The sequence below is a fragment of the Ferrimonas senticii DSM 18821 genome, from assembly GCF_000422665.1.
Lineage (GTDB): Bacteria > Pseudomonadota > Gammaproteobacteria > Enterobacterales > Shewanellaceae > Ferrimonas > Ferrimonas senticii.
The window spans coordinates 1-22,107 of record NZ_AUGM01000011.1; the positions used below are offsets into that span (position 1 = coordinate 1).

The 22,107-nt window shown below is 55.1% G+C and carries 15 protein-coding genes; 1 reads left to right on the plus strand and 14 read right to left on the minus strand.

Going from position 1 to position 22,107, the window contains the following annotated elements; translation table 11 throughout:
• Nucleotides 1-49 precede the first annotated feature (49 nt).
• The 14 genes from G506_RS0107835 to glnA all read right to left on the minus strand — a co-directional run bounded on the left by G506_RS0107835 (nucleotide 50) and on the right by glnA (nucleotide 19,692).
• Nucleotides 50-1,402 (minus strand): coproporphyrinogen III oxidase family protein, encoded by a 1,353-nt coding sequence (locus tag G506_RS0107835; protein ID WP_028116381.1) that lies wholly within the window; start codon nucleotides 1,400-1,402, stop codon nucleotides 50-52.
• Between the two features lie 245 nt (nucleotides 1,403-1,647).
• Nucleotides 1,648-4,209, minus strand: coding sequence for a TonB-dependent receptor (locus G506_RS0107840; RefSeq protein ID WP_028116382.1), 2,562 nt, complete (start codon nucleotides 4,207-4,209; stop codon nucleotides 1,648-1,650).
• Nucleotides 4,210-4,475: 266 nt separating this feature from the next.
• A complete protein-coding gene (locus tag G506_RS0107845) occupies nucleotides 4,476-5,447 on the minus strand; it encodes a formate dehydrogenase subunit gamma (protein ID WP_028116383.1) in 972 nt (323 codons plus the stop codon).
• Between the two features lie 216 nt (nucleotides 5,448-5,663).
• A complete protein-coding gene (gene fdh3B, locus G506_RS0107850; protein ID WP_028116384.1) occupies nucleotides 5,664-6,239 on the minus strand; it encodes a formate dehydrogenase FDH3 subunit beta in 576 nt (191 codons plus the stop codon).
• Between the two features lie 11 nt (nucleotides 6,240-6,250).
• Nucleotides 6,251-9,115 (minus strand): formate dehydrogenase subunit alpha, encoded by a 2,865-nt coding sequence (locus G506_RS0107855; RefSeq protein WP_028116385.1) that lies wholly within the window; start codon nucleotides 9,113-9,115, stop codon nucleotides 6,251-6,253.
• Between the two features lie 15 nt (nucleotides 9,116-9,130).
• Nucleotides 9,131-9,325, minus strand: coding sequence for a hypothetical protein (locus G506_RS0107860; protein WP_028116386.1), 195 nt, complete (start codon nucleotides 9,323-9,325; stop codon nucleotides 9,131-9,133).
• A 369-nt stretch (nucleotides 9,326-9,694) separates the two neighbouring features.
• Nucleotides 9,695-10,666, minus strand: coding sequence for a formate dehydrogenase subunit gamma (locus tag G506_RS0107870; protein ID WP_028116388.1), 972 nt, complete (start codon nucleotides 10,664-10,666; stop codon nucleotides 9,695-9,697).
• A gap of 57 nt (nucleotides 10,667-10,723) precedes the next feature.
• Nucleotides 10,724-11,299: a formate dehydrogenase FDH3 subunit beta gene (gene fdh3B, locus G506_RS0107875; protein WP_028116389.1), complete on the minus strand. Its 576-nt coding sequence runs from the start codon at nucleotides 11,297-11,299 to the stop codon at nucleotides 10,724-10,726.
• A 12-nt stretch (nucleotides 11,300-11,311) separates the two neighbouring features.
• The gene (locus G506_RS0107880) at nucleotides 11,312-14,176 is read right to left on the minus strand and encodes a formate dehydrogenase subunit alpha (RefSeq protein WP_028116390.1); all 2,865 of its coding nucleotides are present in this window, start codon (nucleotides 14,174-14,176) and stop codon (nucleotides 11,312-11,314) included.
• 15 nt (nucleotides 14,177-14,191) lie between these two features.
• Nucleotides 14,192-14,386, minus strand: a complete 195-nt coding sequence (locus tag G506_RS0107885) for a hypothetical protein (RefSeq protein ID WP_028116391.1) — start codon at nucleotides 14,384-14,386, stop codon at nucleotides 14,192-14,194.
• A gap of 544 nt (nucleotides 14,387-14,930) precedes the next feature.
• Nucleotides 14,931-16,331, minus strand: a complete 1,401-nt coding sequence (gene glnG, locus G506_RS0107890) for a nitrogen regulation protein NR(I) (RefSeq protein ID WP_028116392.1) — start codon at nucleotides 16,329-16,331, stop codon at nucleotides 14,931-14,933.
• A complete protein-coding gene (gene glnL / locus G506_RS0107895; RefSeq protein WP_028116393.1) occupies nucleotides 16,328-17,383 on the minus strand; it encodes a nitrogen regulation protein NR(II) in 1,056 nt (351 codons plus the stop codon). The genes glnG and glnL overlap by 4 nt, the downstream gene beginning before the upstream one ends.
• A 67-nt stretch (nucleotides 17,384-17,450) precedes the next feature.
• The gene (locus tag G506_RS19205; RefSeq protein ID WP_051201991.1) at nucleotides 17,451-18,002 is read right to left on the minus strand and encodes a DUF4124 domain-containing protein; all 552 of its coding nucleotides are present in this window, start codon (nucleotides 18,000-18,002) and stop codon (nucleotides 17,451-17,453) included.
• Nucleotides 18,003-18,282: 280 nt separating this feature from the next.
• Nucleotides 18,283-19,692: a glutamate--ammonia ligase gene (gene glnA / locus G506_RS0107905; RefSeq protein WP_028116394.1), complete on the minus strand. Its 1,410-nt coding sequence runs from the start codon at nucleotides 19,690-19,692 to the stop codon at nucleotides 18,283-18,285.
• Nucleotides 19,693-20,161: 469 nt separating this feature from the next.
• Between glnA and typA the strand changes: the two genes are divergently transcribed.
• Nucleotides 20,162-21,985, plus strand: a complete 1,824-nt coding sequence (gene typA / locus G506_RS0107910) for a translational GTPase TypA (protein ID WP_028116395.1) — start codon at nucleotides 20,162-20,164, stop codon at nucleotides 21,983-21,985.
• The last annotated feature ends 122 nt before the right edge of the window (nucleotides 21,986-22,107 follow it).

Sequence of the window (22,107 nt, forward strand, 5' to 3'; positions counted from 1 at the left end):
ACAACTGACAACTGACAACTGACAACTGACAACTGACAACAGTTTGGTTTTACATATCTTCCGCTTTCAGTGGTTTGCGTAATTCTGCTCGAACGTTATCCATGCCGGTGTAGAAGTTCTTCATCATCATCAAGCCCATCATCAAGCCGTTCGGGGTGGCTTGCAGCACCTCGCTGTTGTCTTTGGCTGGCTCGAAACCACCGATGGCGTGCATAAATGCCATCTCTTTGGTCAGCGCGGTGTAAACGTTGCTGTCGTACTTGTTCTTAAAGTACTGCTTGTCCAAACGGCCGCCGAATACGCTTAGTAGGAAGCGGTATTGCAGGGTGGCGTGTTTGGAGTAAGCCTTGGTGGCCTCAACGCCCATCTTGCCGTTGGCAATTTTCTCTTGGTAGCGACGCAGCGAGAAGCTGTTCACATACAGTTGATCGTGCAGGAATGAGAACGACCCAGAGCCCAGACCCAAGTAATCGTCGCAGTTAACCACGTACTCGTCGAACGCCTCTTCGGAACTCTTACCGAATGACCAAGAGGTTAACTGTTCGTAGTCGCCACGCAGTTCGTTCAAGATCAGCTCGTAATCACGGCGGATGTCTTGGTTTTGGTTAGCCAGCTGCGCCTTGGTTACCCCTTTGGTGGCGGCGTGGCGTTTGGTCAGATCCGATACCATCAATGGGTAGGTGGTGATCTGGCGTGGGCCTAACTTCTTCAGGGTGGCGATGTCGTTGGCCAACACTTCCGCGGTTTGACCTTCGAAACCGAAGATCATGTCGCAGTTCAGAATTGGGAAGTTTTCTTTGGCGCGGGCCAGCTTCTCAAACACCACTTCCGGCTCGCCAAATTTGGCCAGACGGTCGGTTTTGATCAGGATATCGCGGTCGAAGCTCTGAACCCCGACAGACAGGCGATCCACCAGACCGTGCAGCTGGGTGAACTCGCCGGAGGTCAGGTGCAGCGGATCCGATTCACAAGAAACCTGTTTGATCGATGGGAACAGGGTTTTAGCCAGCTCGATGGTGCGTGCCAGCTCATCCACCAAGACGGTGGTGGTGCCGCCGCCAACGTACAACTCGTGGAAGTCGTAACCCAGCGCTTTGGCCATGTGCATCTCTTGCCGCAGTGCTTTGAAGTAGGCGCGCGCCTTATCTTCCTTAAACAAGAAGCGATGGAAGGTACAGAAGCTGCACAGGGTGTGGCAGAACGGTACGTGGATGTACAGGGTGTAGTTGTGACCTTCCCGTGGTGCTGGGATGGTGTCACAGGCGCGCGTGTCCATGCACAGGTGACGCTTGGTGTAGTGCTTCATCAGCGACTCCATGCCCCGCAACATCCAGTTAGGGGTGGTGATCTCGGCGGCCTTGTTGATGGCGGCGTTATTGATGGCGCGTTCGGCAATGGACATGGTGCGGCTCTCTGTGCTCCCAAAGGGTGAGCGGGTACTTCAAAAGGGGTACTAGCTTAGGGGGTTCGTCCTGCGCAAAACATGGCGTGGATCACTCCTTGGCCACCGCTTTAGTAATGGATTGGCAAAAGTGCGATCACGGTGGCAACTGCGGTTGTTTTTTTGTTCAGCTCTGGTGCCGGTTGTAGGGATGGCGATGGCAGTAAAAAGCGGAGCCGAAGCTCCGCTTAATTTAGCCCAATGCTTTAGAAACGGTAGGCCACTTCGGCGTAGACGAAGCGTCCCTGTGCCGAATAGGTCTTGGTGTCGTAGCCCATAAAGGTGGCCGCAGAGAATGGCGGTTCTTCGTCCAAGACGTTGTTGGCACCAACAGTAAAGCGCCAGTGGTTCAGCAGGTAGCTGGCGTTGAGATCCAAGGTGGTCATCGAATCAATGGTACCGGTAGCGCCAGCATCGACATCGTCGTTAACCTCGCCAATGTAGTTAATCCGTGCCGCGGCGGCATAGCTGTCTAGCTGCCAATCGACCGCGGCAGTCCAACGCACATCGGGATGTTGGTATTCGCCGTTAAGGTCTTTACGGCTGCCATCGGCGCCGATCTCATCGAAGCTAAGGACGTACGTCAGGTTGTAACTGAAGTTAAAGTCACCAGCACCGTTGGTTTTCAATAGGTAGGCGGTATCGAAGTCGATGCCGTCGGTTTGCTGGCCGCCAAGGTTGATAAAGCTATCGTAGATTTCGATGATCTGCCCCGGGACGCCGTTGACGGTTGGCTCTCGTTTGACGATCGCGGGGTTGGTGCCATTGTCATCCAATAGCTTTTGGGTATCGGAGGTGATCAAGTTGTCTTGATCGTAGTTCCAGTAATCCACTGACAGTGACCACGCGTCGGTGACTTCCCAAATCGCGCCAATGTTGTAAGAGGTTGACTCTTCCGGCTGCAGATCCGGGTTACCGGAGAAGATCACCGTGCGCTCTTGGGCACTGCAATCAAACTCCTCGCCGGTTAGCGGACAACGAGTGTTATCCACCAATCCGGGCGATTCTTGGGTTGAACCTAAACCCAACTGCACCAGCGATGGCGCACGGAACGCTTCACCCCAGCTGGCGCGCAGCGCCAGAGTGTCGATAGGTGCCCAGCGCAGCGCGATTTTCGGGCTGGTATTGGTGCCAAAGTCGGAATAGTCCTCATGCCGCAGCGCCAACTGGGCTTCAAAGGTATCGCCTAATGGCAGTGCCAATTCCGCAAACAGCGAGGTTTGATCGCGCGCGCCGCTGGCTTGCGTGGCTTCGGTGCCGAAGATCTCCCCCCGTAGGAACAGCTCATCGGGGTTGTCTGCCAGACTCTCTTCGCGGTATTCGAAGCCAACGGCTAACGCGGCGGTACCGAGGCCGTAGTCGAACAGTTCGCCGCTGATCTTGCCGTCAAAGGCTTTGGTGGTGGATTTGCCATCGCGACTGGTATTCACCGTCACCTGATCCAGTACTTCGGCGGAATTGGTGGTGCTAAACGGGTTGAATTCACCGCTGTCGATGGCGGCTTGCAGCGCTGGGGTCCAGACAAAGCCACGAGTACCGTACTCGTTGGAACGGCTGCGGCTGTAGGTGTAAGCCAGCTGCCAATCCCAATCAAATACGTCGCCTTTAAGGCCCAACACCATCCGCGCGTTATCGGTTTCTACCTCTTTGACGCGGCCTAGGGTTTCGGTCAGGCGGCGGCGCATGGTGATATCTTCACCGGGGAAGGGGTTGGTGGCAGCGCCACTGACAAATAACGGGTTGTCGGCTGCCATAGTGAATTCACCAAACGATGGGCTGGCGGCACCGCGTACCAAGGTGTTGTTATGCTGGTAGGTCAGCTCGGCGAACGCTTCCACCTGTTCGTTGATGTGGTACTGCTGCATCACCATCAAGCCAACCCGCTCGGTTTCTGGGGTTTGGGTCATAAACGGGGCGTAGTCGTAGCGGCAGAAGGGGCCAACGGTTAGATCGGCGGGGCAGTTGGGATCTGGGGTCCAGTTACCATCGGAGACAATGGCGCCATCTTCATCGCGGCTAAAGGTGCTGTAAGAGCCTGGGTTACCGGCGGATGAGCGGAAATCGATGCCGCCACGACCGCTTTGGTTGGCACTTTTGCTGTAGTCGCGATCGGCATACAGGGTCTCATCACGCTGGAAGTAGTCCAGCACCACGGTGGTATGGCTGTTATCGCCTTGGGTGCCCCACAGCATGGCCGCGGTAGTCTCTTGACCGCCACCTTCACTGGTGTCGCCGATGCTGGCGGTTACTTCAAAGCCTTCAAAGTCCTTTTTCAGGATGATGTTGACCACCCCAGCGATGGCATCTGAACCGTAAGTGGCCGAGGCCCCATCTTTGAGAATTTCCACTCGAGCAATGGCGGCCAGTGGGATTGAGTTGATGTCGACAAAGGCGGTGTCGATCTCTTTGGCAAAGGCTGAGACCGAGATCCGCCGACCATTGAGTAACACCAAAGTGGAATCGGCACCGAGGCCCCGCAGCGAGATGGCGCTGCCGCCGTTGCCGGTGTCATCGGAATCGTTACCTTGGGTTGAAAAGGTGCCAGCGCCAGAGACCGGCAGTTTTGCTAGTAGTTCGGAGACATCTTGGGCGCCGGCGTTGCGAATGTCCTCTTCGCTGATCGCCAGAATGGGTGATGGCCCTTCCATATCGGTACGTTTGATGTGTGAGCCGGTAACTTCAATGCGTTCAACGTCGTCATTGGCGACAGCAAGGGCAGGCGATAAGGCCAACAGACTGACGGCAGCTGCGATCGGTTTTAGTTTCATTATGTATCCATCCTAGACAAGTAAGGGGTACTGCCACTTTCACCGCGACCCTACTGCAAGCTACTGAGTCGAAAGCGTTATTTTGCTAAGCCACCATAGCAATCGGCTTTCAATTGGGTGAATTGATACATTGTTAATAACGCCAACTATCGGTGGTTTACCCTGATAGCGACTGGATCTTAGGGGAGCTAGATACGAAAAAGCCCCAACCGGGGTTGGGGCTTGGGTGAGCAAAGATCACCGTGTCAGTCTGCGGTACTCGCGGCTTAATCGCGGTACTTCAGTTCGCCTTTGGCTTTGATTTCGTCGTACCACAGATCGTGGTGCTGGATGGCCCAGTTTTCGTCACAGTAGCCGGAGATCATGCACTCCATGCCGCCTTCGGACATGATGGTGGCCATAAAGATATGGACCACCGCAAAGGCGGTTAGGACGATGGCGATGGCGCCGTGGGCAATCAGGGCCAGTAAGCTTAGGGTGCGGCTTGGCTCGATCAGCTCAGGGAACAGCAGGATCACCCCGGTGGCACTGATCACTGCGCCGCCCAGAGCGAAGGTCCAGAACCACATCTTTTCACCGGCGTTGGCAAAGCCCGCGTGCGGGTGCTTGCCTTTGAACGGGCCAAAGTTGATGTAGCCACCGACCACCATAAACCAGTCGATGTCGTGCTTGGCTGGGATCTGGTTTTTGGCCCACTTGATGCTCATCAGCAACCAACCAGCGATAAATGGCAGCGCCATGTAATCGTGGATTGGCTTGGCCAGTGCCGCCATCGGCGCAAATACGGCGGTGCCCAGCAGCGGCTCGATGATGATCTTGCCGGACAGCAGAGTCAGACCGGTAACGATCAGTAGCAGGCATGGGATAGCGCCCAGCCAGTGGATGAACAGATCGAACTTGCTCCAACGGTACACCAGTTTACCGGAGTAGCCGTGGGACAGCTTAGAGATGCCATTTACCGCGATAAATACGATAAAAGCGCCGATCATACCGAACAATGCTGCGAAAATGCCGTAAGACAGGTAGTCGTTACGCCAGTCCATCACACGCAGATCGTAGCTGTTGATCGCTTGGGCGGCGAATGGCGCGGTACCGGTGGTACGACCGATTTCGCCCTGTTGCAGTGCTTGCCACACCACTTCAGATTCGTTGCCAGAGGCCGCAGGCACGTTGCCGGCGACGGCGAAACCGGCCAGCAGCAGTGCCGCGACCGCCAGTAACGGTTTTAGCAGTTTCATAGAGATTGTCTCCGAAACATAGGAGCCCAAAGACAACGTCCTTGAGCTCAACTATATCAATCGCATTAAATTAAAGAGCGACTAGTGCGTAGGAGAAACCGTCCCAATCAAGGCGTTCAACGCAGCTGCTAGTGGGTTCTAACAGTAAGTTGAACAACGCAGAGTGGGGCGGTTTAAACCAGCAATAGCGATCAGCTAATTAATAAGATTGATATCTCACTTATCCCAACCGGCGTTGTTGTGGCCACGGGCTACAACACGCTCACGGAAGATGTCGGATACCATGCCGGCGTCGCCAGCCAGCAGTGCTTTGGTCGAGCACAGCTCGGCGCACATTGGCAGCTTGCCTTCGGCGATACGGTTCGCACCGTACATCGCTTTCTCTTCTGCTGAGCCCGCTTCGGTGTTTGGACCGCCAGCACAGAAGGTGCACTTGTCCATCTTGCCTTTGGAGCCGAACGCCGATTTTTTCGGGAATTGCGGTGCGCCAAATGGGCAGGCGTACAAGCAGTAACCGCAACCGATGCAGCGCTCTTTGTCGTGCTGAACGATGCCATCTTCGGTCTTGCTAAACACGTTAGCAGGACACACCGCCATACATGGGGCGTCATCACAGTGCATACACGCAACAGAGATGGAACGCTCGCCTGGCTGGCCGTCGTTCAGGGTGATGACGCGACGACGCTGAATGCCCCATTCCAGAGCGGAATCGTTTTCGTTTTTACACGCTACGACACAACCGTTGCACTCGATGCAGCGCTTGGAGTCGCACATAAATTTCATCGTTGCCATGGGCGTTCTCCTTAGGCTTTAACGATCTGACACAGGGACGCTTTGGTCTCTTGCATCTGGGTAACTGGGTCGTAACCGTAGGTCAGGGCGGTGTTACAAGATTCACCAACGGTGTAAGGCTTGCTGCTGATGCCGCCGGACTCTGGGTACACTAGATCCACGCCTTCCATTACGCCGGCGAAGTGGAACGGCATCCAAGTCACGCCTGGTTTAACCCGTGGGGTTACCAGTGCTTTGATCTTGATGCGGCCGCCTTCAGCGCCTTCCAGCCATACGGTGTCGCCATCGCGGATATCGCGATCAGCGGCGTCTGCTGGGTTGATCTCAACGAACATCTCTTGCTGCAGTTCTGCCAGCCATGGGTTGGAACGAGATTCCTCACCACCACCTTCGTACTCAACCAGACGACCGGAAGTCACCGCCAGTGGGTACTTCTTATCGAGGTTGTCGCTGATCACTTTGTCCTGCAGCGTCTTGTACAGAGTCGGCAGACGGTGAACGCGCATGTCGTTGTAGGTTGGGTACTGCTTGATCAGATCACGACGCGGGGTGTAGATCGGCTCGCGGTGTACCGGCATTGGATCTGGGAAGGTCCACACCTTACAACGGGCTTTGGCGTTACCAAATGGGATACAACCGTGCTTCATCGCCACGCGCACGATGCCGCCGGAGATATCAGTCTTCCAGTTTTTGCCTTCGGCAGACGCTTTCTCGTCGGCAGTCAGCTCGTCCCACCAACCCAGCTGCTTGAGCATGTCAGCGGTGAATTCTGGGTAACCGTCTTCAAGCTCGGAACCTTTGGAGAAGGTGCCTTCCGCCAGCAGGTTTTCACCGTTGTGTTCAACGCCGTAACGGGCACGGAAGTTACCGCCACCGTTCAGTACGTGCTTGGAGGTGTCGTACAGGATGTGAGTACCTGGGTGCTTCTGCTCTGGGGTACCCCAACATGGCCAAGGCAGACCGTAGGTTTCACCAGCGAACTCGCTGCCGATGGCAGACAGATCGTCGTTGGAGAATTTGCCCCAGTTCATGGTGTGCGCTTTCAGACGCTCTGGCGACTGACCGGTCATGCCGATGGTCCACATGCCGCGGTTGATTTCGCGGGTGATGTCTTCGGCTACAGGCAGGTTGTTAACCACCTTAATGCGCTTGGTCAGTTGCTCGGCAAAGCCCAGCTTCTTAGCCAGCAGGTACATGATCTCCAGGTCGTTCTTGGATTCGAACAACGGCTGAACCACCTGTTGACGCCACTGCTGGGAGCGGTTGGTGTTAGACAGTGAGCCTTCCGCTTCAAACTGAGTACAGGCCGGCAGAATGAAGACGTTGTCTTTACGGTGAGACAGTACCGCAGCGATGGTTGGGTATGGATCAACCACCACAATGGCGTCCATCTTATCCAGTGCTTCGCGTTGATCGCGGCTACGGGTACCGGTGTTGATGGACTGGCCCCAGAAGAAGCTCATGCGGATGTTGTCGCGCTGAGTCAGGTTGCTCTTGTCTTCCAGAACACCGTCGTACCAACGGGAACATGGCATGCCCGGAGTGGTCTGCGGTTTCTTACCTAGGTATTCACCTTGGTCGAAGCGGCTGTTGACCCAGTTGATGTCCAGATCCCAGACGTGCGCCCAGTGGTTCCAAGCACCGGTAGTCAGGCCGTAGTAGCCAGGCAGGGTGTCGAACAGCAGACCCAAGTCGGTGGCGCCCTGAACGTTGTCGTGGCCACGCAGAATGTTGGTACCACCACCAGATACGCCCATGTTGCCCAGTGCCAATTGCAGCAGACAGTAAGCGCGGGTGTTGGCGTTACCAACGGTGTGCTGAGTACCACCCATACACCAAACTACGGTGCCCGGACGGTTTTCATGCATCAGTTTGGCGGCGGTGTAGATGTCCTCTTCAGACACTTCACAGACGCGAGCGGCTTCAGCCAGTGGCCATTTAGCGGCTTCTTGGCGGATGTCGTCCATGCCCCAAACGCGGGAATCGATGAAGGTTTGGTCTTGCCAGCCGTTTTCAAAGATTACGTTCAGCATGCCGTAGATAAACGGAATGTCAGTACCTGGACGAATGCCGACGTGGTGATCCGCGTGCGCGGCAGTGCGCGAGAAACGTGGGTCAATCACGATCATCTTGGCGCCACGCTCTTTGGCGGTCAGAACGTGCTGCATCGCCACTGGGTGCGCTTCGGCTGGGTTGGAACCAATGAAGAACATCGCTTTGGCATTGCGCATGTCGTTCATTGAGTTGGTCATCGCGCCGTAACCCCAGGTGTTGGCTACGCCAGCCACGGTGGTGGAGTGACAGATACGGGCAGAGTGGTCGATGTTGTTGGTGCCCCACATCGCCGCAAACTTACGGTACAGGTAACAGCCTTCGTTAGAGAACTTGGCGCTGCCCATAAAGTAGATGGAATCTGGGCCAGACTCTTCGCGGATCTGCAGCATCAGATCGCCAACTTGGTTGATGGCGTCATCCCAGCTCAGTTTCTTCCACTTACCGCCTTCCAGCTTCATCGGGTATTTGATGCGCTTGATGGAGTGACCATGCTCACGTAGGCCGGCACCTTTTGCACAGTGGCCGCCACGGTTGATTGGGTGATCGAACGCTGGCTCTTGGCCGGTCCACACGCCATTTTGTACTTCAGCATAGAGGCCACAACCTACCGCACAGCCGGAACAAATGGTGCGCTTGATTTCGGTTGGGGTGTTTGGGTCAACCTGGGCGGTTGCCGCTTCTGCTTTGCGGATCATGCCGGTACCCAGCATTGATGCCGCCGCAATACCACCGGTGGTTACACCAGCGTTTTTCAAAAACTGACGGCGGTTCAGGCCTAGGCCTGTCGCAGGCACCAAGGTGCTGGTTTTAGTCAATTTCATGTTGGGATCCTTGAGTTATTGACCGCGCAGGGTCGCGTAGTAGCGACGGATGTGCTCGGACTCTTGGTAGCCTTTGGCGGCAACCGCAGGGGTCGCGGCCGTTTGTGCTTGTGCTGCTGGGGCGATGGCTACGGCCACAGCGCCTGCTGCAGTGCCTTTGGCCAGCTGCGCTAGGAACTGGCGACGAGCCAGAAGTGGTTGTTTGCTCATGTTCACTCTTCGCGTTAGCGGTGCTGCCAAGAGGTGGCGGCACCTTGCCGCGCAAGGATCACTTAAATCCACAGGTGAAAATGTGGCGCTGATCACTACTTATTTGTGGGTAGTGTCACAAAAGTGGGTCAAATCGGGGTGCAAGTGCGGTAAGCGCCCGGTGAAAATGAACATTTTGTCTGGTTTAGAGAAAAGCTGAGCGCTTTGGCAGGTTGTTACGGGGTGCTCTGGGTAATCCTGTGCAAAATTTACCCTTAAGTGGTTGGCTTTTTAGTAAAAACACGGCTTTGTGATCGACGTCACTAAAAATCGACCAACAAAAAAGCCCCAACCGAAGTTGGGGCTTTAGCGATGAAAGTCAGACTGAAATTAGTCTTTGTATTTCAGTTCGCCTTTGGCTTTGATCTCGTCGTACCACAGATCGTGGTGCTGGATTGCCCAGTTTTCGTCACAGTAGCCGGAAACCATACACTCCATACCACCTTCAGACATGATGGTAGCCATGAAGATGTGGATTACTGAGAACATGGTCAGCACGATAGCGATAGCACCGTGGATAACCAGTGCCAGCATGCTCAGGGTGCGGCTTGGCTCTACCAGATCAGGGAACAGCAGGATCACACCAGTGGCACTGACTACTGCGCCACCGAAAGCGAAGGTCCAGAACCACATCTTTTCACCGGCGTTGGCAAAGCCCGCGTGCGGGTGCTTGCCTTTGAAAGGACCGAAGTTGATGTAACCACCAACGACCAGGATCCAGCCCAGATCGCACTTCTCAGGGATCTGGTTCTTCGCCCACTTAACGCTCATCAGCAACCAACCCAGCATGAACGGGATCGCCATGTAGTCGTGGATCGGTTTTGCCAAAGAGGCCATCGGTGCGAATACCGCAGTACCCAGCAGTGGCTCGATGATGATTTTGCCAGACAGCAGAGTCAGACCAGTGATGATCAGCAGCAGACATGGGATTGCGCCCAGCCAGTGGATAAACAGGTCGAACTTGCTCCAGCGGTACACCAGCTTGCCAGAGTAGCCGTCAGACAGCTTAGAGATGCCGTTCACTGCGATAAACACAATGAACGCACCGATCATGCCAAACAGCGCCGCGAACATGCCGTAAGACAGGTAGTCATTACGCCAGTCCAGGGTACGCATGTCGTAGCTGTTGATCGCTTGATCAGCAAAAGGTGCAGTACCAGTGGTGCGCACCTGAGCGCCCTCTTTCAGGGCTTGCCAGACGACTTCGGCTTCATTGCCGGAGGCCGCTGGCACGTTGCCGGCGATAGCCCAGGTGGAAAACACCAGTGCCATCACAGCCAGTAAAGGCTTCAGCAGTTTCATGGATTGTTACTCCAAACCAGTAACTCGGTCCCGCAAGCGGGACCGAGCATTCAGGACTTACTTATCCCAACCGGCGTTTTTGTGGCCACGGGCCACAACGCGATCACGGAAGATGTCAGACACCATGCCTGCGTCACCGGCCAGCAGTGCTTTGGTAGAGCACAGCTCGGCGCACATTGGCAGTTTGCCTTCGGCGATACGGTTTGCACCGTATTGCGCTTTCTCTTCAACAGAGCCCGCTTCGGTGTTTGGACCGCCAGCACAGAAGGTGCACTTGTCCATCTTGCCTTTGGAACCGAACACAGACTTTTTAGGGAACTGTGGGGCGCCGAATGGGCAAGCGTACAGGCAGTAACCACAACCGATGCAACGCTCTTTATCGTGCAGCACGATACCGTCTTCGGTTTTGGTGAACACGTTAGCAGGACATACCGCCATACATGGCGCGTCATCACAGTGCATACACGCAACAGAGATGGAGCGCTCACCTGGTTCACCGTCGTTGATGGTTACCACGCGACGACGCTGGATGCCCCACTCTAGAGCGGAGCTGTTTTCGTTTTTACACGCTACGACACAACCGTTGCACTCGATGCAGCGCTTGGAATCGCACATAAATTTCATTGTTGCCATTGTGACTTATCCTTACGCTTTCTCGATCTGACACAGGGACGCTTTGGTCTCTTGCATCTGAGTTACTGGGTCGTAACCGTAGGTCAACGCGGTGTTGGCGGATTCACCAACGGTGTAAGGCTTGCTGCTGATGCCGCCAGACTCTGGGTACACCAGATCCACGCCTTCCATTACGCCAGCGAAGTGGTATGGCATCCAAGTGGTGCCAGGCTTAACGCGTGGGGTAACCATGGCTTTGATCTTGATGCGGCCGCCTTCAGCGCCTTCCAGCCATACGGTGTCGCCATCACGCAGGCCACGATCCGCCGCATCGGCTGGGTTGATCTCAACAAACATCTCTTGTTGCAGTTCTGCCAGCCATGGGTTGGAACGAGATTCCTCACCACCACCTTCGTATTCCACCAGACGACCAGAGGTCATGATCAGTGGGTACTTCTTATCCAGGTTGTCGCTGATAACCTTGTCTTGGATAGACTTGTACAGGGTCGGCAGACGGTGTACACGCATATCGTTGTAGGTTGGGTACTCGGCGATCAGATCGCGACGAGAGGTGTACAGCGGCTCACGGTGAACTGGCATTGGATCTGGGAATTCCCAAACCTTACAACGTGCCTTCGCGTTACCGAACGCGATACAGCCGTGCTTCATGGCTACGCGTACGATGCCGCCGGACAGGTCGGTCTTCCAGTTAGCGCCTTCAGCAGACACTTTCTCTTCTGCGGTCAGGTCGTCCCACCAGCCCAACTGCTTCAGCATGTCGGCGGTGAATTCTGGGTAACCGTCTTCAAGCTCAGAACCTTTGGAGAAGGTGCCTTCCGCAAGCAGGTTTTCGCCGTTGTGTTCAACGCCGTAACGAGCACGGAAGTTACCGCCACCTTGCAGCACGTGCTTAGAGGTGTCGTACAGGATGTGAGTACCTGGGTGCTTCTGCTCTGGGGTACCCCAACATGGCCAAGGCAGACCGTAGGTTTCGCCCTTGAACATGGAACCTTGCGCTTGCAGGTTCTCGTGGGAGAACTGACCCCAGTTCATGGTGTGTGCTTTCAGACGCTCTGGTGACTGACCGGTCATACCGATGGTCCACATACCGCGGTTGATTTCGCGGGTTACGTCTTCCACCACTGGCATGGTGCCGTTCACTTTGATGCGCTTGGTGTACTGCTTTTCGAAGCCCAGCTTCTTAGCCAGCATGTACATGATTTCCAGATCGTTCTTGGATTCGAACAGCGGCTGAACCACTTGCTCACGCCACTGGATAGAACGGCCGGAGTTAGACACGGAACCGGTTGCTTCAAACTGAGTACAAGCTGGCAGCAGGAACACGTTGTCTTTACGACGGTGCAGTACACCGGCGATGGTTGGGTATGGATCGACAACTACGATGGCGTCCATCTTGTCCAACGCTTCACGCTGGTCACGCTGACGGGTACCGGTGTTGATGGACTGACCCCAGAAGAAGCTCATGCGGATGTTGTCGCGCTGAGTCAGGTTCTTCTTGTCTTCCAGAACGCCGTCGTACCAACGGGAACATGGCATACCAGGAGTGGTTTGTGGCTTCTTACCCAGGTATTCACCTTGGTCGAAACGGCCGTTAACCCAGTTGGTGTCCAGATCCCAAACGTTACACCAGTGCTTCCACGCACCGGTAGTCAGACCGTAGTAGCCTGGCAGGGTGTCGAACAGCAGACCCAAGTCGGTTGCTGCCTGTACGTTATCGTGGCCACGGAAAATGTTGGTACCGCCACCAGATTTACCCATGTTGCCCAGCGCCAGCTGCAGGATGGAGTAAGCACGGGTGTTGGCGTTACCAACGGTGTGCTGAGTACCACCCATACACCAGATCACGGTGCCTGGACGGTTTTCGTGCATCATCTTAGCGGCGGTGTAGATGTCTTCTTCAGACACTTCACAAACGCGAGCGGCTTCGGCCAGAGTCCAGTGAGCAGCTTCTTTCTTGATGTCTTCCATGCCCCACGCGCGGGAATCGATAAACGCTTGGTCTTGCCAGCCGTTTTCGAAGATCACGTTCAGCATGCCGTACATAAATGGAATGTCGGTACCGGAACGGATCGCTACGTGGTGGTCAGAGTGCGCCGCAGTGCGGGAGAAACGTGGATCGATACAGATCAGTTTCGCGCCGCGCTCTTTAGCAGTCAGGATGTGCTGCATCGCTACTGGGTGAGCTTCAGCCGGGTTAGCACCGATGAAGAAGATCGCCTTAGCGTGACGCACGTCGTTGAAGGAGTTGGTCATCGCACCGTAACCCCAGGTGTTGGCTACACCGGCTACCGTGGTGGAGTGACAGATACGCGCAGAGTGGTCAACGTTGTTGGTACCCCACATGGCCGCAAATTTACGGTACATGTAGCAACCTTCGTTGGAGAACTTAGCGGAACCCATGAAGTACACGGAATCTGGACCAGACTCTTCGCGGATCTTCAGCATCAGATCGCCAACCTGGTTGATCGCGTCATCCCAGCTCAGTTTCTTCCACTTACCGCCTTCCAGCTTCATTGGGTATTTGATGCGCTTGATAGAGTGGCCATGCTCACGTAGGCCGGCACCTTTTGCACAGTGGCCGCCACGGTTGAAGGGATGGTCGAAGGCCGGCTCTTGTCCAGTCCATACGCCGTTCTGAACTTCAGCGTATAGACCACAGCCTACCGCACAGCCAGAACAGATGGTGCGCTTGATTTCAGTTGGTGCGTTTGGATCCACTTGCACGGTGGCCGCTTCTGCTTTACGCATCATGCCAGTGCCCAGCATGGATGCCGCAGCGATACCACCGGTGGTTACACCAGCGTTTTTCAAAAACTGACGGCGGTTCAGGCCCAGGCCTTCCGCTTGCACCGCAGTGGTGTTACGAGTCAATTTCATTTAACAGATGCTCCGTTATAGGCCACGTAGGGACGCGTAGTAGCGACGAACGTGGTCGGTTTCGCGGTAGTTGGTGTCGGCTTCAGCCGCTTTGCCTTCAGAGGCCAGCGCTGGCGTTGCAACTGCTGCGACAGCAGTAGCCGCGATTGGGGCAGCAACCAGCATTTTCAGCAGGTCACGACGATCGCGAGCAGGGGTATTGGATTTCATCGGATCTCCCAGGGATACCTGACGTTGTTTTGATTATTTATGCCTTTAATTGCATAAATAGCCGCTTTAAAGCTCACGCTGTTGCTGAGCATTAATGCCATTGTCCATGCTGGTCGGAGCTGAAATGTGATCGAGGTCGGTGTTTGCGGGGGGCTAGCGGTAAAGAAGTGACAAAGGTGATCAGGATCAACAAGCGCTAATTGTCGCTCTCATGTTGCCGTCATCTTTTTCTGTTATCGGTGAATAACGGGAAATTTTGTCATAGACGACCGCAATATGAGTGAGACAGTTTGGTCGCTGTTGCCGGTTTTTATTGCGGTGGCTGTCGCCTGATTGGTGTTACGGTGAGAAAAAAGTGTCACTACCTAATTAGTAGCGATTTGGTTGCGGTCTGCTTGGCGCGCTTGAGTCAATTTGACCCGAAGTCGATAGCAACCGCGATCAGTCAATGCGACTGGTTCGCAAATCGAACCGGCATACCCCATTGGTGGCAAATTTAAACCGCCGCCAATGGGGTATCGCCAATATTCAAGCTTTTGCTTAGTTATGCATTTAGATCCAGTTCTTTCAGTTTCCGGGTTAGGGTGTTGCGTCCCCAACCGAGTAACTTGGCGGCGTCTTGCTTATGGCCGCCACTGTGGCGCAGTGCCACCTGCAGCATGGTGCGTTCAAAGGCCGGCAGTGCTTGCTTGAGCAGGTTGTTGTCGCCATTGGCGAGGGTTTGCTCCATCCAGTTGGCCAGTTCACGGGTCCAATCGGGATTGTCGTCACCGATGCCGCCACCTGGGGCGGTAACGATCTCTGGCGGCAGATCTTGTCGCAGGATCTCTTGCCCAGAAGCCATCACCGTCATCCAGCGACAGGCGTTCTCCAGTTGCCGAACGTTACCGGGCCAACTAAAGCGCTGTAGGATCTGCATCGCTTCGTCGCTGACGCGTTTGGGCTCGCCGCCAAGTTCCTTGGCAGCGCTGCGCAGGAAGTGGTGGGTTAGCGCTGGAATGTCTTCATTGCGCTCGCACAGCGGCGGCAGCTTAATCCGAATCACGTTAAGGCGATGGAATAGGTCTTCGCGAAACTCGCCGGCTTTGACTCGCGCTTCCAGATTTTGGTGGGTGGCGGCGACGATCCGCACATCCACCTTAACCGGCGAATGGCCGCCAACGCGGTAGAACTGGCCGTCGGCGAGCACCCGCAGCAGTCGCGTTTGCACCTCCAGCGGCATATCGCCAATTTCATCCAGAAACAGGGTGCCGCCGTTGGCTTGTTCAAAGCGGCCAGTGCGCTGGCCACCGGCGCCGGTAAAGGCGCCTTTCTCGTGGCCAAACAGCTCGGATTCGATCAGCTCTTTGGGGATGGCGGCCATATTCAGGGCGATAAACGGGTGCTCTGCCCGCGGGCTGTGCTTGTGTAGAGCGCTGGCGACCAGCTCTTTACCGGTGCCGGACTCGCCGTTGATCAACACGCTAATGCTCGAACGTGCCAACCGACCGATGGCGCGAAACACCTCTTGCATCGCCGGCGCTTCACCGATGATCTCTGGCAGTTTCGCCGGGGTTTGGCGTTTTTTTGGCTGCTTGGCGATGCTGTGCTCGATGGCGCGGCGGATCAGCGCCAACGCTTCATCAATATCAAATGGCTTCGGCAGGTATTCAAACGCCCCTGCTTGGTAAGCGCCGACGGCGCTGTCCAGATCCGAGTGGGCGGTCATGATGATCACCGGCAGATCCGGCTGGGTTTGCTTGATCCGCTGCAGCAGGGTGAGGCCATCGGTGCCCGGCATCCGAATATCCGAGATGATCACCTGCGGCTGATCGGTCAGCAAGGCTTCGGCCAGTGAATCGGCGGCGGCAAAGCTGGCGCTGCTGATGGCGGCGCGTTTTAGGGCGCGTTCTAACACCCAGCGAATGGAGCTGTCGTCATCCAAAATCCAAACTTGTTCGCTCATGCAGCAGGTGCCTCCGATTGCAGGTTAAGGGGCAGATAGATAATAAATTCGGTATGACCCGGCCAACTGTCAACGTCGATCCGACCTTGATGCTGGGCGACGATGTTTTGGGCGATCGACAAGCCTAAGCCGCTGCCATCGGCTTTGTTGGTGACCATCGGGTAGAACAGCGTATCGCGTACCTCGGCGGCGATCCCGGGGCCATCGTCGATGATGCTGATGGTCATCACTCGGCGGTGGCGTTGACCGTTAATGGTCATGCTGCCGTGGGTGCGGGTTTTTAGGGTTAGCTTGCCCTGTTGTTGCATCGCCTGACAGCCATTGCGGCAGATGTTCAGCAGCGCTTGTTCGAGCTGATCGGTGTCCAGCGTAAAGTCGGGGATCGACGGATCGTAATCGCGCTCAATCTGAATGCCGTTGTGACTTTCCAGCTGACATAACTGGGCGCAGGATTCCAGCAACCGATGGACGTTGGTGGTGGCGCGTTTGCCCGGATATTGTGGCCCCAACAAGCGATCGACCAAGGCCCGCAAGCGGTCGGATTGCTCGATGATGATCTGGGTGAATTCGGTCAGTTCACTGTCTTCCAGTTCCATCTGCAGCAGTTGGGCCGCGCCGCGCAAACCGCCAAGGGGGTTTTTGATCTCATGGGCTAAGCCGCGCACCAATAATTGGGCGGCGTGGTGTTGGGCATATTGTTGTAGCTCTTGGCTGATCCGCTGCTGCTGATCGATGGCTCGGGCTTCAATCACTCGGCAGTCATCCGGCAGTGGGCTGACGGTCAGATCGATGGTGTGGTGTTGGCCATCTAAGGTGGCTAATGACAGCGCATACAGGGTTTGCCCTTGGTTGCTACTGAGGGCGCTGTTAAGGGTGTGCGCGTCGGCAGACAGATGCTGATACAGCTCGGCCAGGGTGCAACCGAGCAGACGCCGATGACCCAGCCCCAGCAGTTGCTCAGCAGCGCTGTTGGCATAGGCCACCTGACGACTGGCATCGAGTACCAGTATCGCGGTGGCTAGGTGGTCGGCAATGGGGCCTGTGATCGCCATGGTGATGTCCTAACTGCACGGTAATGTTGCACCACCTTAGTGATTGCACCGATTTGGTGCAATGGTTTTATTGGCTGATAGGCATTACCCCGCCATTGGGCGGAGCTGGCCGTGGAAACAGCGCAGAATGGCGGTGCATAAAGAAGGTTCTATTTGGACTAGATGCAAGGACTTTGCCGTTTTTATCAACCACTTTGACTTGCAGTTGATGCTCGCCGCGTTGGATATCGTCGATAGCAAAATTACCGCCGCCGCCAAGGGTGCGCAGCACTTTGCCATCCACCAGCAGTTGCAAGCGGTGGAAGCTGGCGAGTTCAGGAGTGACCGCAATCGCCACCTGCAGTTGGCCGTTGTTGTCGCGGATGGTGGCATCAGCCGCAGGGCTGGCGATCTGCAGTTGATAGCGCTCTTCGGCTTCGGTGTTGCCAGAGCGGCGTGGTGATGGCGTTGGGCTTGCCATCTCGATGGTACTGGAGCTTTTGGGAACCACTTTTTCCGATTTGACCGAGGTGTCAGGGCGGTCGCTGTAATGCACCTTGCCGTCTTTATCGACCCAACGATAGATCTCGGCGTGACTGGCGCTGACCCACAGCAACAACAGCAGCGGTAATAGTTTCATGAAGGCATCCGATGCAGAAAATATGTACAGAGTGTAGGGCTTTGACAGGCGAAAAAAAACCCACTCAAACTGAGTGGGTTAGGGTAGTTGGGTGAGCGGTCCTACGAATTATTCTTGTTGGCTGTCCTTAATTTAATTCAGACTCGGGCTCTTATTGACCCGTTGCTGGATTAAGTAAGTTGGCTGACAGCGGACGCGACTCTCAAACCCCCGCAGTGGCTAAAGTTGGCCTTGTTATTGTTATTTTTGGCCAGCCCCTGCGGGTTGTAAGCGGCAAAGCTTAGCAGCTGTAGTACATCTCAAATTCCAGCGGGTGAGTGGTCATGTTCACTCGAGCGGCTTCAGCGCGCTTCAGTTCGATGTAGGAATCGATGAAGTCGTCAGAGAACACGCCACCGGCGGTCAAGAACGCGCGGTCGGCGTCCAGGCAATCCAGTGCGTTGTCCAAGCTGGTAGCCACGGTTGGGATCTCGGCCGCTTCTTCTGCTGGCAGATCGTACAGGTCTTTGTCCATCGCTTCGCCTGGGTGGATCTTGTTCTGGATACCGTCCAGACCGGCCATCAGCATGGCGGAGAACGCCAGGTATGGGTTGGCAGTTGGATCTGGGAAGCGCACTTCAATGCGGCGACCTTTCGGGCTTGGGATCACTGGAATACGGATAGAAGCGGAACGGTTACGGGCAGAGTAGGCCAGCATTACCGGAGCTTCGAAGTGTGGTACCAGACGCTTGTAAGAGTTGGTGGATGGGTTGGTCAGCGCGTTCAGAGCACGAGCGTGCTTGATGATGCCGCCAATGTAGTACAGCGCCATTTCAGACAGGCCGCCGTATTTGTCGCCAGCAAACAGGTTTTCGCCATCCTTTGCCAGAGACTGGTGACAGTGCATGCCAGAGCCGTTGTCGCCAACGATTGGTTTAGGCATAAAGGTGGCGGTCTTGCCGTAAACGTGGGCCACGTTGTGGATCACGTACTTCATTACCTGGATCTCGTCGGCTTTTTCGACGATGGAGTTAAAGCGGCAGGCGATCTCGTTCTGACCTGCGGTGGCCACTTCGTGGTGATGGGCTTCAACTACTTGGCCCATCTCTTCCAGTACCAGACACATGGCAGAACGGATGTCTTGGGCAGAATCCACTGGGGATACTGGGAAGTAGCCGCCTTTCACGCCTGGACGGTGGCCTTTGTTGCCGCCTTCGTACTCTTTGTCAGAGTTCCAAGCCGCTTCTTCAGCGTCGATTTTGTACATAGAACCGGACATGTCGGTCTTGTACTTAACGTCGTCAAACAGGAAGAACTCTGGCTCTGGACCAAAGAAACAGTCGTCAGCGATGCCGGTGGACTGCATGTACGCCTTGGCGCGCTTGGCGATAGAACGCGGATCGCGATCGTAACCTTCCATGGTGGCTGGCTCGATGATGTCACAGCGGATGTTCAGGGTAGACTCATCGGTAAATGGGTCCATAACCGCAGTGGCAGGGTCTGGCATCAGGATCATGTCGGATTCGTTGATGCCCTTCCAACCTTGGATGGAGGAACCGTCAAACATCTTACCGTCTTCGAAGAAGTCGGCGTCGATTTGGTTAACTGGGATGGAAACGTGCTGCTCTTTACCTTTGGTATCGGTAAAGCGCATGTCTACAAACTTCACTTCATTTTCTTCGATGAGTTTAAAAACGTTTTCGACGGACATCCTAACTGCCTCCAATGGCATAAAATTTCGATAAACCAGAGTGTTGGCACGGTTATAGCGATTACTGTGCCAACTTTCTAAGTTATTGATCTAAAACAGCCTTGCTTTAGTTGGTGCGTTTCTGATGGACGCGATGGCACCAACTTGGTGCGCAGGAGTTTGCCTGTTGCACCAACTTGGTGCAATTGCGTGGCTCATCCTAAGCCTTGGATCTCAAGGCGTTACTGCATCAATCTGCAGCGGCGCCAGTTTATCACCATGACTGATTGCTTTTTAATCAAAAATTGCCGCTTAATTGTCGCAGTTTAACCATCATTCCTTTACACTTGCCCGCCAAAATGGCGCAGGCCTCACGTTTGCGCCTTATCGCCTGTCGGCGAAATTCTATTACCCCCTCAAAGGGGTTGTCTTTTGGGGATGGCCTAGACTAGAGCCATGCCCTTATTACCCCTTTGCCCGGAGACTGACTTTGAGCATCGAAAATTTGCGTAACGTGGCGATCATCGCTCACGTTGACCACGGTAAAACTACCCTGGTTGATAAACTGCTTTCCCAATCTGGCACCCTGGACGCGCGCGTTGACCTAGACGAGCGTGTAATGGATTCCAACGACATTGAAAAAGAGCGTGGTATTACCATTCTGGCGAAAAACACCGCCATTAAGTGGAACGACTACCGCATCAACATCGTGGACACCCCAGGACACGCCGACTTCGGTGGTGAAGTAGAGCGCGTTCTGTCCATGGTTGACTCCGTACTGCTGCTGGTTGATGCCCAAGAAGGCCCAATGCCACAGACTCGCTTCGTAACCCAGAAAGCGTTTGCTCAGGGTCTGAAGCCAATCGTGGTTATCAACAAGATCGACAAGCCTGGCGCTCGTCCTGACTGGGTAATGGATCAGGTATTTGACCTGTTCGACAACCTGGGTGCGACCGACGAACAGCTGGACTTCAAAGTAGTTTACGCTTCCGCACTGAACGGTTGGGCGTCTACCGAAGAGGGCGAGTCTGCTCCTGACATGACCGCACTGTTCCAGACCATCGTTGACGAAGTTGCTGCCCCTGCTGGTGATCCAGAGGGTGCGTTCCAGATGCAGGTTTCTCAGCTGGACTACAACTCTTACGTGGGCGTAATCGGCGTTGGCCGTGTATCTCGCGGTAAAGTAAAAGTGGGCCAACAGGTAACCATCCACTGCGCTGACGGTCACATCCGTAACGGCAAAGTAGGTCAGGTTCTGGGCTACATGGGTCTGGAGCGTCACGATGTTGCAGAAGCGCAAGCGGGCGACATCATCGCGATTTCTGGTCTGGGTGATCTGAAGATCTCTGACACCATCTGCTGTCCATCTGAAGTAGAAGCGCTGCCACCACTGTCTGTGGACGAGCCTACCGTGACCATGACCTTCCAGGTGAACACCTCGCCTTTCTGTGGTCAGGAAGGTAAGTTTGTGACCTCCCGTAACATTCTGGAGCGTCTGCAGAAGGAACTGGTTCACAACGTAGCACTGCGCGTTGAAGAAACCGAAAACCCAGATCAGTTCAAAGTTTCTGGCCGTGGTGAACTGCACCTGGGCATCCTGATCGAAAACATGCGTCGTGAAGGCTTCGAGCTGGCGGTATCCCGTCCTGAAGTAATCATGCGCACCATCGATGGCGAGCTGCAAGAGCCGTACGAGACCGTAACCATCGACGTGGAAGAAGCTCACCAGGGCTCTATCATGGAGAAGATGGGTCTGCGTAAAGCGGAACTGACCGACATGGCGCCAGACGGCAAAGGCCGTATCCGTATGGACTTTATCATGCCAGCACGTGGTCTGATCGGCTTCCAGACTGAGTTCATGACTCTGACCTCTGGTTCTGGTCTGATGTACCACACCTTCCTGCAGTACGGCCCGCACAAAGGCGGCGTTATCGGCCAGCGTAACAACGGCGTACTGATCGCCAACGCTACCGGTAAAGCACTGACCAACGCGCTGTTCAACCTGCAAGAGCGTGGTCGTCTGATGGTTGGCCACGGTACCGAAGTGTACGAAGGCATGGTTATCGGTATCCACAGCCGCGACAACGACCTGACCGTTAACGCCCTGAAAGGCAAGCAGCTGACCAACGTACGTGCCTCTGGTACTGACGATGCGCAGGTTCTGACTCCGCCAATCAAGATGACTCTGGAACAAGCACTGGAATTCATCGACAACGATGAACTGGTGGAAGTAACCCCAGAAAACATCCGTATCCGTAAGAAGCTGTTGACCGAGAACGAGCGTAAGCGCGCTTCTCGTGATTCTAAGAAGTAAGATTCTTGGCGAAATAGCCGTGGTTGGTAATTAGCTGCCAATCACTGGATTAAAAAGGCACCCACGGGTGCCTTTGTTGTTTTTGCGGTCATAAAAAATGGGCAGTCCGGTGGACTGCCCAT

Coding starts and splice junctions, on each gene's coding strand:
- G506_RS0107835 (WP_028116381.1), bottom strand. CDS start 1,402: ATGTCCATTGCCGAACGCGCCATCAATAACGCCGCCATCAACAAGGCC.
- G506_RS0107840 (WP_028116382.1), bottom strand. CDS start 4,209: ATGAAACTAAAACCGATCGCAGCTGCCGTCAGTCTGTTGGCCTTATCG.
- G506_RS0107845 (WP_028116383.1), bottom strand. CDS start 5,447: ATGAAACTGCTAAAACCGTTACTGGCGGTCGCGGCACTGCTGCTGGCC.
- fdh3B (WP_028116384.1), bottom strand. CDS start 6,239: ATGGCAACGATGAAATTTATGTGCGACTCCAAGCGCTGCATCGAGTGC.
- G506_RS0107855 (WP_028116385.1), bottom strand. CDS start 9,115: ATGAAATTGACTAAAACCAGCACCTTGGTGCCTGCGACAGGCCTAGGC.
- G506_RS0107860 (WP_028116386.1), bottom strand. CDS start 9,325: ATGAGCAAACAACCACTTCTGGCTCGTCGCCAGTTCCTAGCGCAGCTG.
- G506_RS0107870 (WP_028116388.1), bottom strand. CDS start 10,666: ATGAAACTGCTGAAGCCTTTACTGGCTGTGATGGCACTGGTGTTTTCC.
- fdh3B (WP_028116389.1), bottom strand. CDS start 11,299: ATGGCAACAATGAAATTTATGTGCGATTCCAAGCGCTGCATCGAGTGC.
- G506_RS0107880 (WP_028116390.1), bottom strand. CDS start 14,176: ATGAAATTGACTCGTAACACCACTGCGGTGCAAGCGGAAGGCCTGGGC.
- G506_RS0107885 (WP_028116391.1), bottom strand. CDS start 14,386: ATGAAATCCAATACCCCTGCTCGCGATCGTCGTGACCTGCTGAAAATG.
- glnG (WP_028116392.1), bottom strand. CDS start 16,331: ATGAGCGAACAAGTTTGGATTTTGGATGACGACAGCTCCATTCGCTGG.
- glnL (WP_028116393.1), bottom strand. CDS start 17,383: ATGGCGATCACAGGCCCCATTGCCGACCACCTAGCCACCGCGATACTG.
- G506_RS19205 (WP_051201991.1), bottom strand. CDS start 18,002: ATGAAACTATTACCGCTGCTGTTGTTGCTGTGGGTCAGCGCCAGTCAC.
- glnA (WP_028116394.1), bottom strand. CDS start 19,692: ATGTCCGTCGAAAACGTTTTTAAACTCATCGAAGAAAATGAAGTGAAG.